Source organism: Prauserella sp. PE36 (assembly GCF_003311655.1).
Lineage (GTDB): Bacteria > Actinomycetota > Actinomycetes > Mycobacteriales > Pseudonocardiaceae > Prauserella_A > Prauserella_A endophytica.
In genome coordinates this window covers 1-10,674 of sequence record NZ_QEQT01000032.1, presented here as the reverse complement: position 1 = coordinate 10,674, position 10,674 = coordinate 1, and the positions used below count along the sequence as shown (strand labels likewise).

Annotated in this window: 7 protein-coding genes and 1 pseudogene; 3 read left to right on the top strand and 5 right to left on the bottom strand. The window is 70.1% G+C overall.

Annotated features, from left to right (window positions below):
* The first annotated feature begins 3 nt into the window (after positions 1-3).
* Positions 4-903: a zinc-binding dehydrogenase gene (locus tag DI005_RS02455; protein WP_158559771.1), complete on the top strand. Its 900-nt coding sequence runs from the start codon at positions 4-6 to the stop codon at positions 901-903.
* Between the two features lie 230 nt (positions 904-1,133).
* Here the strand turns inward: DI005_RS02455 and DI005_RS39635 are convergent.
* The 4 genes and pseudogenes from DI005_RS39635 to DI005_RS02435 form a co-directional block, all read right to left on the bottom strand.
* Positions 1,134-1,305 (bottom strand): annotated as a pseudogene (locus tag DI005_RS39635) (molecular chaperone GroEL); the annotation flags it as partial.
* Positions 1,306-1,325: 20 nt separating this feature from the next.
* Complete coding sequence (locus DI005_RS02445) at positions 1,326-2,351, bottom strand: NAD(P)-dependent alcohol dehydrogenase (RefSeq protein ID WP_112273085.1); 1,026 nt, start codon at positions 2,349-2,351, stop codon at positions 1,326-1,328.
* Entirely contained in the window at positions 2,348-3,088 is a 741-nt protein-coding gene (locus DI005_RS02440) for a metal-sulfur cluster assembly factor (RefSeq protein ID WP_112273087.1), read from the bottom strand. The genes DI005_RS02445 and DI005_RS02440 overlap by 4 nt, the downstream gene beginning before the upstream one ends.
* Entirely contained in the window at positions 3,085-4,122 is a 1,038-nt protein-coding gene (locus DI005_RS02435; protein WP_113641125.1) for an amidohydrolase family protein, read from the bottom strand. Before DI005_RS02435 ends, DI005_RS02440 begins: the two co-directional genes overlap by 4 nt.
* Positions 4,123-4,466: 344 nt before the next feature.
* On the opposite strand from DI005_RS02435, the gene DI005_RS02430 reads away from it, so the two are divergent.
* The gene (locus DI005_RS02430; protein WP_233519963.1) at positions 4,467-6,287 is read left to right on the top strand and encodes a sigma-54-dependent Fis family transcriptional regulator; all 1,821 of its coding nucleotides are present in this window, start codon (positions 4,467-4,469) and stop codon (positions 6,285-6,287) included.
* Between the two features lie 47 nt (positions 6,288-6,334).
* Positions 6,335-7,540 carry a nucleotide disphospho-sugar-binding domain-containing protein gene (locus DI005_RS02425; RefSeq protein ID WP_113641124.1) on the top strand — a complete coding sequence of 402 codons (1,206 nt, stop codon included), beginning with the start codon at positions 6,335-6,337 and terminating at the stop codon, positions 7,538-7,540.
* Positions 7,541-7,606: 66 nt separating this feature from the next.
* On the opposite strand, the gene DI005_RS02420 is transcribed toward DI005_RS02425, so the two are convergent.
* The coding region (locus tag DI005_RS02420) for a response regulator (RefSeq protein WP_199542453.1) at positions 7,607-10,674 on the bottom strand (3,068 nt) is incomplete at its 5' end.

Genomic DNA, 10,674 nt, shown 5'->3' with positions numbered 1-10,674 from the left:
CGGATGCCAAGGCCCGTCCCAGCTCCGGAAGAGGTTCTCGTGCGGGTCCGCGCCGCCGGGCTGAACCGAGCCGATGTGCTGATGCGCGACGACACCTACGTTCCCGACGATGCCGGGTGGTCGGTGGCGACCGACCGCGTGGGTTTCGAGTTCTCCGGTGAGGTCGTGGAATCCACCGGGGAATGGTCGGCAGGTGACGCTGTACTGGGGCAGGCCGGGGGCACCTGCGCGGAGTTCGTCACCGTAGATCACCGCCTGCTGCTGCGACGCCCCGCAGGTTGGTCCTGGACCGAGGCCGCTGCCGCGCCGAGTGCTCTGCTCACCGAGTACGACGCACTCATGCACGTAGGCGGGTTCCGCCCGGGTGAGACCGTGCTCGTCACGGGCGCGACCAGCGCCGTCGGGCTCGTCGCGGTGGGGTTGGCCTCGTACCTTGGCGCGGGCAGAGTGGTCGGCACGACCAGGCGCAGGGAACGTGCCGCGTCGGTTCTGGCGGCTGGCGCGGACGACGTCCTCGTAGGGCCGCCGCTTCGTGCGGAGTACACCGGCACCGGGTTCGACGTGGTGCTCGACCACGTGGGCGGTGCCACGCTGACCGCGGTGATTCCGCTCGTGCGACCCGGTGGGGGCGTTGTGCAGATCGGCAGGCTCGGCGGCGGCACCGCCCTGCTCGATCTGGAAATCCTCGCACGCCATCGGCTCAGCCTGATCGGAACGACCTTCCGCGGCAGACGGCTCCCGGAGCTTGCGAACCTGATCGACGCGCTCCGCCCGCACCTCTCGGAGTTCCCACGGCGCCCCCTGATCGACTCCGTGTTCTCCCTCGAGGAGATCGAGGACGCGTACGAGCGGCTGGCCTCACCGGAGCTGTTCGGCAAGGTGGTCATCACCGTCGACCACTAGCGCACCCGGCAGAGGTCGGACCGGGTCCCGGCCGGGAACGGCTGGCGGCCGGGGCGCGCACGCCGCCACGGTGCCCACGAGCACTGCGGCGACAACGCGGCGGACGCACCTGCTCACACGCTCACGCCAACGCCCCCTGCCGACCGGCCCCCAAGGCCACCGGCTGGCTCGCCGTCTCCAGGTGCTCCACCAGCCTGCCCACCGCGCGACAGATGCCGCGCTTGACCAGTATCCCTGGCGATCGTGACACCGTCGTTGGTGACCACGGGCGAGCCGGTGATCTTCTCGATGATCATGTTGCGCCCCTGGACCCGGCGGCGACCTCACCGTGTCGGCCAGCTTGTCCACACCGGACAGCCGTACCTCACGAACTTCCGGACCGTGGCGCAGGTCCTTGACCATCGGGTCTCTCGCGGAGATCGTCAGGGGGTGAGGATCGCGCGGCCCCGGACGCGGCCCGCGTCGAGATCGGCCAGCGCGTCGAGTGCGTCGTCGAGCGGATACTTCTTGGTGTGCAGGGTGACCTTGCCCGCCTGGGCGAGCACCATCAGCTCCACGAGGTCGTTGTAGGTCCCCACGAGGTTGCCCACCACGTTGCGCTCGGTGGAGATGATGTCGATGGTGGGGATGTCGATGTTGCTGCCGTAGCCGATCACGAAGTGCGAGCCAGCCCTGCGGGTCATGGCGAACGCGTCCTGCTGCGCGCCCTGCTCGGCGACGAAGTCGAGCACCACCTCGGCGCCGTTGCCCCCGGTGAGGTCGAGCACCGCCGCCACCTGCTTGCCGTCGGCCAGCACGGTGTGGTCCGCGCCGAGCGTGGTCGCCAGGTCCAGTGCCTCGGCGTTGCGATCGACCACCACCACGGTCGCCGCGGTCATCGCCTTCAGCGACTGGATGCCGATGTGGCCGAGCCCGCCCGCTCCGTTGACCACGCAGACCGTCCCCGGGTAGAGCAGCGGCACGGCCTTGCGCACCGCGTGGTAGGCGGTGATGCCCGCGTCGGCGAGCGCGGCGACGTCCTCCGGTTTCGTCGCCGGGTCGAGCTTGATGCACGCACGGGCGGAGGTGAGCAGGTACTCGGCCATGCCGCCGTCGGTGTCGATGCCGGGGAACGTGCTGTCGACGCAGTGCATGTCGTCGCCGGCCCGGCAGGCGTGGCACAGTCCGCACGTCGGTGTCGGATGCAGGATCACAGTGTCACCGACGGCCACATTGGACACCGCAGAGCCCACCTCGTGCACCCAGCCCGCGTTCTCGTGCCCGATCGTGTAGGGCAGGGTCACGCCGGACTTGTCGGCCCACTGCTCCTCGATGATGTGCAGATCGGTGCGGCACACCCCGGCCCCGCCGATCCTCACCACGACGTCGAACGGCCCCGAGACGCCTGGCTCCGGCACCTCCTCGACGACGGGCTGCTCGTGGTACGCGTGCAACCGGACGGCCTTCATCCCGTGCCCTCCTGTTTGTCGATATGGGGATAGCGCGAGTGCAACATGCCCCGGCAGACGCCGGAGTTGGCCTCCTGGCTGGTGCGGGTGAGCCGGGCCAGTCCCAGGTGGCGCGACAGCTGCTCCGGCCGCACCGCCGCGCCGGTGACCGGGTCGACGAGCAACGGGTCGCCGTCACCAGACGGCAGGCCCAGCTCCCGCCTCCGCGCCCGCAGCCGCTCGCGGTCGGTGCCCTCGGGGGCGTCGCCGAGGCTGAGCTCGGTCAGCCGCTCTCGTTCGACGCCGTTCGCGAGCAGCGCCCGGCAGACCCGGTCGGTGCCAGCGAGCACGGCTTTGCGTACGAAGTCGGTGCGCAGGCCGTCGAGCTCGTCCACCGCCTCGCCCTCGAAGGAGGCGACGAACCCCGCTCGCGCAGCGACGCCGCGGTTGATGGCGGCCGCGGCGAAGTGGTCGTCGAGCGCGACGTCGGTCTCGGTCACCCCGGCGACGGCCGACACCGCGTCGTAGGCGTCGGCCACCATGAGGAAGGCGAAGTTCGGCGCGCAGAAGTACGTGGGCAGCCGTAGCCGCACCACGGCTCTGCCCGCCGGGCTCACGTCGGCGCGGGAGACGAAGCCGAGGTCGGTGAGCGGCTCGTCCAGTTCGGGATCGCGCACGGTACCGAGCGCCGACCAGACCGCCGAGGTGACGGCGGCGGTCCGGCCGGCACTGGCCCCCGCGCATTCGACAGCGGTCATGGTCCCGGCACGCCGACCGGCTCCACCGCCGGCGCCTCATCGACCCGCAGGTCGGCGGGCACCTCGATGTCGTAGAGCCGTGCCGCGTTCAGGCCGAGGATCTTCTTCTTCTGCGTCACGGTGAGTGGCGCGAAGTCCGACAGCTCCTCGTCCTTCGGCAGCTGCCAGTCGACGAAGCCCTCGACCTGCCACCTGGGCTCCCAGATGGCGTAGTCGGCGCCGAAGATCAGTTTGTCCTCGCCGAGCCAGAACATCAGCTCGCCCATGACCTTCGCGAAGAACTTCGGGCGCGCGTGCATGAGCCCTCCGACGACGACCGCGAGGCCGGCGTAGACGTTGCGCTCCTGGGTGGCCATGAAGCAGAAGTCCTCGATCCTCGGCAGGCCGACGTGCTCGACGATGAAGTTGAGCCCCTGGAAGTTGGTCACCACGTAGTCGATGTCGGAGACGTCGAAGGCGTCCTTGTCCAGCGGCCAGATGGTCGGCCCCTTGTGGACGTGGATGTTCTTCACGCCCAGCTCTTCGCACTTCTCGAGGTACTTCGCGGCCTCCGGGTCCTTGAGGCTCCAGCCCCGCGAGTCACCGCGCCACTCGGCGGTGTAGAGCTTGACGCCCTTGCAGTCGTAGCGCTTGACGCGTTCTTCGAAGGCCTTCATCCCCGCGTCGCCCTCGCGCGGGTCGAAGTAGGTGTTGACGAGGAACTTGCCGGGATGCTTCTCGGCGATGGCGCCGTCGGCCTCGGTGGTGTTGAAGCCGTTGATGTACCACTGCCGCAGGTTCGTCGGCTGGAAGATCGCGACGTCCACGTACCCGACCTCGAAGAGGTCGTGCATCATCAGTTCCTCCGAGTACTTCCGGAACCGGTCGATCGGCCAGTGCGTGTCGGCCGGCCCGAGCCCCTGGTAGGCGTGGAAGCACTCGATCCAGCCCTTCGCGTACTCCTCCTGGCCGGGCACCCAGTTCTCCGGGCTCGCGTCCCAGAAGTGCGTGTGCCCGTCGACGACGAAGTACTTCTCACCGTCCTTTGTGTACATTTCACACTCCTAGCTGAGCGGTTTGAGGTCGAGTCGAGGTACTCGGCGGTGTCCCTCGCGATTGGCGAACATGATCGTGCGGGCCGTGGTGGGTGGACCTGCCCCTGCCGGACTCGGCCGGGTTCGGCGGCCGGCTGGAACACGACGTTCATCAGCGTCCACGGGTTGTACGGCTCGCTCGACGGCGCGGGCTCCGTCATGGCGCAACACCTCCGTGCGGGTGCCTGACCTCTCATGGAAACCCCATTCCGGGGCGGTGGCGTGTCTCAATTTGAGACACCGGTTCAAGGGCCGCTCCCCTACGCTGGAACGCGCGGCACAACGGTGTGGCGGAGGAGGTCACCGTGGTGAACATCGCGCCCTCGCCCCGTGTCCCGGTCCGGCCCGACGACGAGCGGCTGGCCCGCACGCGGGTCAAGTTCCTCACCTCGGAGGCCTTCGAGGCCGATCAGGTGCGGGAGGCGATCCTCGCGTCGTGGTGGCGCTCGAAGGAGTTCCGGGTGCCCGCCGACCACATCGATGTGCCCTACGTCGCCGCCCAGGACCTCGACACGCCGCTGATCCGGGCGGCCGCCCCGGTGCTGGAGCGGCTCGGCGACCAGCTGGAGGGGCAGCCGATCAGCCTGATCCTCACCGACCAGACCGGCGTCGTGCTGACGCAGCGCACCGGCGACAGCGACCTGCGCCGGCACCTGGAGAGCGTTGAGCTCGTCCCCGGGTTCAGCTACGGCGAGCGGTTCGTCGGGACCAACGGGATCGGCACGGCACTGGAGGACGGCAGGCCCACGCACGTGTTCGGCCATGAGCACTACGCCGAGAACCTGGAGAACCTGGCGTGCGCGGGCGTGCCGATCCAGCACCCGATCTCCGGCAGGACGATCGGCGCCGTGGACCTCACGTGCTGGCGCAAGGACGCCGGCGGGCTGCTGGTGGCGCTCGCGCGCACGACGGCCGAGCAGATCCGGCAGGCGCTGCTGACCCACAGCAACCTGCGGGAGCTGGTGCTGTTCCAGGCGTACCTGCAGACGTGCAGGCGGACCACGGGCGTCGTGCTGGCGTTCAACGACGACGTGGTGATGATGAACGACAGCGCCCGGCAGCTGCTCGGCCCGGCCGACCAGTCGGTACTGCTGGGGCGCGCGGCGCAGGAACTCGCGCAGGCGCGCAGGGCCACGGCGACGGTGTCGCTGTCCAGTGGTGGCAAGGTGAAGCTGTACTGCCGGCGGGTGCAGGGGCATCGCGAGGACGACACCGCGGGCGGCGTGCTGTCGGCGAAGCTGCTCGACGCCGACGACGAGCGCGCGGGCGTGCAGTTGCCGATGCCGCCGATGTTCCTGCCCGGCGTGGTCGGCTCGGCGCCGCTGTGGCTGCGCTGCGCCAACGACATCGACGCCGGATGCGGGCGGGGCGACTGGCTCGCGCTCGCCGGCGAGCCGGGCACCGGCAGGACGACGCTCGCGCGGGGAGTACACCTGCGGCGCAACCCCACCGGCAGGCTGCACACGCTCGACGCGGCCCACGCCGGGCCGGGGTGGGAGGAGGACGTGCGCAGGGAGCTGCTGGACGACCCCGTGGACACGCTGGTGATCCGCCACGCCGACCGGCTCGCCGCGGCCGACCTGGACACGCTCGCGACCGTGCTCGGCGAGGTCCGCACACGCGACGGCGCAGGAGCCCCGTGGGTGACGATCACCCTGGATCCCGAGTCGGAGTCGAGGCCGGAGCTGGCCGGGCTGCTGCGGCTGTTCCCGAGGACCGTCACCGTCCCGCCGCTGCGCCGCCACGCCGAGGACCTCAGCGAGCTGGTGCCGCTGCTGCTGAGCAGGCTCGCCCACGGCGGGCACCTGACGTGCTCGCCCGCCGCGCTGCACCTGCTGATGCGCGCGGACTGGCCGGGCAACACCGCGCAGCTGTACCGCGTGCTCAAGCAGGTGGCGAAGCGCCGCCGCACGGGGTCCATCCAGCCGAGCGACCTGCCCGCCGAGTACCACACGATCACGCGACGGCCGCTGAACCGGTTCGAGACGGTGGAACGTGACGCGATCGTGCGCGGCCTGGAGGACGCCGACGGCAACAAGGCGCGTGCCGCGAAGCTGCTCGGCATCTCGCGCGCCACGATCTACCGCAAGATCCACGAGTACGGCATCGTCATTCCCGACCGCTGATACTACAGCCGTAGTCTTCTCACTACATCCGTAGTACCCTTGCGGGCATGCGAGTGCTGCTGGTGTCCGCGCCCCTGCTCGGTCACGCCTTCCCCCTGGTACCGCTGGCGCGTGCGCTGCGCGCGGCCGGGCACGACGTGCTGGTGGCAACCGGCGGTCCGGCACTGGCGGTGCGTGACGCCGGCATCGACGTCGCCGAGGTGGGCTCGTCCGTCCGGTTCGGGCGCTCGGCGCTGCGGATTGCCCTCACGCGCCCCCGGCTGGCCATGGCCGAGACGGCGGGCGAGGGCGGGCTAGAGTTCGTCTCGCGCCTCTTCGCCGCCGTCGGCGAGCACATGGCGGGCGAGGTCCTGTCGCTGGCGGGGAACTGGAAACCGGACCTCGTGGTGCACGAGCCGCTCGCCGCCGCCGGCGCGCTCGCGGCCGCCCGGCAGGGGGTGCCCTCGGTCGTGCACGACACGTCCCTCTATGACGGCGCCGACCTGACGGCGGCGACGGTGTCGCGAATGGGCCACTCGCCGCCCCCGCCCATGGCCGTCCTGCGCACCGCCCCACCAAGCCTCGCCGTCTTCGGGGAGCAAGGGAGCTTTGCTCCCGTTTTCGCCGAGCCGGAACAGGGGCCCGCCGACCGCCCCCAAGGCCACCTTCGTTGCGCTGAACGCACCGAAGGTGGCCTTGGGGGAACGTCGGCCGCGGAGCTGCCGCTGCGCCCGGTGCCCTTCAGCGGGGAGGGTCCGGTGCCAGAGGAGCTTCGGCGCCGCCCGGACGCGCCGAGGATCCTGGTCAGCCGCAGCACGGTCGCCGGTCCGGGAGGGGCGAGGACGATGGCGGCCGTCGCCAGGGTGGCCGCACACGTCGACGCCGAGTTCGTCCTGGTGCGCCCGCCGGAGCGGCTCGCCCGCAGACCGTTGCCGCCCAACGTGCGCGTCACCGGCTGGGTGCCGATCCCCGAGATCCTGCCGACGTGCTCCGCGATCGTGCACCACGGCGGCGCGGGCACCCTGCTCGCGGCACTCGCCGCAGGCGTGCCGCAGCTCATCGAGCCCGGTGCCGGCGACCGGGCGCGGCACGCACGGCTCGTCGCCGAGCGGGGAGCGGGCCTCGCCTCGTCGGCGAAGGACGTCACCTCGGCGCTGCTCACGACGCTCGTCACCGATCCCGCCCTCGCGGAAGCCGCTGCCGAGGTTCAGCGGGAGATCGCGGCGATGCCGTCGCCACAGACGGTGGCGCAACAGCTCACGGACATGCAGTGAAGGCCACCATCACTGCGTTCAACGCAGGCAGGGTGGCCTTCACTGCAGCCGTGGCAACCGGCGCGATCAGTCCGCTAGCCAGCGGCTGATGCACGCCAGCAGTTCGTCGGGGTCGACGGGCTTGGTCACGTAGTCGCTCGCGCCCGACGCGAGGCTCTTCTCCCGGTCGCCCGCCATCGCCTTGGCCGTGACCATGATGATCGGCAGGGTCGCGAAGCTCGACATCTTGCGGATCGCCGCCGTGGTGGCGTAGCCGTCCATCTCCGGCATCATCACATCCATCAGGATGAGGTCGACGTCGGGGCTCTGCCGCAGCGCCTCGATCCCCTTGCGCCCGTTCGGCGCGTGACTCACCGAAATCCCGTACAGCTTCAGCATCTCCGCGATCGCGAGCACGTTGCGGGCGTCGTCGTCGATGAGCAGCACCTTGCGTCCGCGCAGGCCCGGGAGGCCGCCGTTGGCGACGGGCTCCGCCTCCGCCCCTGCCACCTCTGCCACCGTCGCCGTCGCGGCCGCCTCCGGGGTGGCGCCCGGTGAGAGCAGCATGGTGAACCGCTCGCGCAGATCGTCCATCGAGGACAGCAGCTCCACTTGCTGGTGGCTTGCCCTGGCCTCGAGCAGCCGGGTCTGCGCTGGGCTGAGCTTGCGCGTCGGATGCGCCAGCACGGGCACGGTCGCCGGCTCGGCGCCCTCGCCGAGCCGCTGCAGGAACGTCAGCGCCGCCGCGCCGGGCAGGCTCGCGTCGAGCACCACGAACTGGTACGACCGGTTTGCCAGCGCCTCGACGGCCTCGTCGGGCGTCGTCACCGAGTCGATGCGCAGGGCGTCGCCGTAGCCGGGCAGGTCGGCCGCGAACCCACGCACGAGCAGCGTCAGCAGCCGGTCCTCGTCGGCCTCCAGCACGAGCACACCGGAGGCCGGCTCGACATCCAGTCGCGTCCTCGGCTCGGCCGCGAGCTCGAACCTCGGTGTGACGGGCAGGTGCAACGTGAACGTGCTGCCCTTGCCCAGCTGGCTTTCCGCTCTCAGCTCTCCGCCGAGCAGATTCGCGACCTGACGGCTGATGGAAAGGCCGAGCCCCGTGCCGCCGTAGCGCCTGCTGGTGGTGCCGTCGGCCTGCTGGAACGCGCTGAAGATCGTGCTCAGGTTCTCCTGTGCGATGCCGATGCCGGTGTCGATCACCGAGAAGGCGACGGTCGGCTCGTGCCCGTTCGACTCGGCGTTCTCCAGCCGCACTCGCAGCTCGACGCGACCCCGCTCGGTGAACTTGACCGCGTTGGACAGCAGGTTGCGCAGAACCTGGCGCAGGCGCTGCTCGTCCGTGTAGAGCTGCTCCGGTACGCCGGGGTCGACGATGACGTCGAACGCCAGCCCCTTGTCGGCGGTGAGCGGACGGAAGGTCGTCTGCACGTAGGTCAGCAGCTGCGGCAGCGGCACGAGCTCGGGATGGATGTCCATCTTCCCGGCCTCGACCTTCGAGAGGTCGAGGATGTCGTTGATCAGCTGCAGCAGGTCGGTGCCCGCGGACTCGATCACCTTCGCGAACTCGACCTGCTTCGGCGTGAGGTTCTGCGTCGAGTTCTGCGCGAGCACCCCGGCGAGGATGAGCAGGCTGGTGAGCGGCGTGCGCAGCTCGTGCGACATGTTGGCGAGGAACTCGGACTTGTACTTCGAGGCGAGCGCGAGCTGTTGCGCGCGTTCCTCGATCTCCTGCCGCGCCTGCTCGATCTCGAAGTTCTTGACCTCGATGTCGCGGTTCTGCTGGGCGAGCAGCTCGGCCTTCTCCTCCAGCTCGGCGTTGGACTGGCGCAGCTTCACCTGCTGTGCCTGCAGTTCCTCCGAGCGGGCCCGCAGCTCGCCGGCCAGCCGCTGCGACTCTTCCAGCAGGGCGTCCGTGCGGCCGTTGGCGATGATCGTGTTGACGTTGACGCCGATGGACTCCATCAGCTGTTCGAGGAAGTCGCGCTGTACCGGGGTGAAGCGGTTGAAGGACGCGAGCTCGATGACGCCGAGCACCTGGTCCTCGAAGACGATCGGCAGCACGATGAGGTTCACCGGAGGCGCTTCGCCGAGGCTGGAGGAGATGCGCACGTAGCCGGGCGGGGTCTGGTCGACCAGGAGCGGTCTTCGCGTGTTCGCCACCTGGCCGATGAGCGACTGACCGAGGTCGAACTCCAGGGGCGTCGAACCGTCGCCGGCGCGGCCGTAGCTCGCGATGAGCCGCAGCTTCGAGCCGCTGTCGCCTGGGTCCATCAGGAAGAACGTGCCGTACTGCGCGCCGACGAGCGGCGTCAGCTCGTTCATGATCAGCTGCGTGACGGTCCGCATGTCGCGGTGTCCCTGGAGCAACCCGGAGATCCGCGCGAGGTTGGTGTTGAGCCAGTCCTGCTCCTGGTTGGCTCGCGTGGTCTCACGCAGCGACTGCACCATCGCGTTGATGTTGTCCTTGAGCTCCGACACCTCGCCCTTGGCCTCGACGGAGATCGAGCGCGTGAGGTCTCCGGTCGCGACGGCGCTGGTGACCTCGGCGATGGCCCGCACCTGGCGAGTCAGGTTCCCGGCGAGCTCATTGACGTTCTCGGTCAGCCGCTTCCACGTGCCCGAGACGCCCTCCACCTCGGCCTGGCCGCCCAGCTGCCCCTCCTTGCCGACCTCACGGGCCACGCGGGTGACCTCGGCGGCGAAGGACGACAGCGTGTCGACCATGGTGTTGATGGTCGTCTTCAGCTCAAGGATCTCACCACGGGCGTCGACGTCGATCTTCTGCGAGAGGTCGCCTCGCGCCACCGCGGTGGTCACCTGGGCGATCGAGCGGACCTGGCCGGTCAGGTTGTTCGCCATCGAGTTGACGTTGTCGGTGAGGTCCTTCCACGTGCCGGCCACGTTCGCCACCCGGGCCTGGCCGCCGAGGATGCCCTCGGTGCCGACCTCGCGCGCCACGCGCGTCACCTCGTCGGCGAACGCGGAGAGCGTGTCGACCATCGTGTTGATGGTCTGTGCCAGCGCCGCGACCTCACCCTTGGCCTCGACCATGATCCTCTGGGAGAGGTCACCGCGCGCGACGGCGGTGGCGACCTGGGCGATGGAGCGGACCTGGTCGGTCAGGTTGTCGGCCATCACGTTCACCGACTCCG

Bases quoted from the DNA above. Each gene is read 5' to 3' on its own strand.
- DI005_RS02440 (WP_112273087.1), bottom strand. From the start codon at position 3,088: ATGACCGCTGTCGAATGCGCGGGGGCCAGTGCCGGCCGGACCGCCGCC.
- DI005_RS02455 (WP_158559771.1), top strand. From the start codon at position 4: ATGCCAAGGCCCGTCCCAGCTCCGGAAGAGGTTCTCGTGCGGGTCCGC.
- DI005_RS02445 (WP_112273085.1), bottom strand. From the start codon at position 2,351: ATGAAGGCCGTCCGGTTGCACGCGTACCACGAGCAGCCCGTCGTCGAG.
- DI005_RS02435 (WP_113641125.1), bottom strand. From the start codon at position 4,122: ATGTACACAAAGGACGGTGAGAAGTACTTCGTCGTCGACGGGCACACG.
- DI005_RS02425 (WP_113641124.1), top strand. From the start codon at position 6,335: ATGCGAGTGCTGCTGGTGTCCGCGCCCCTGCTCGGTCACGCCTTCCCC.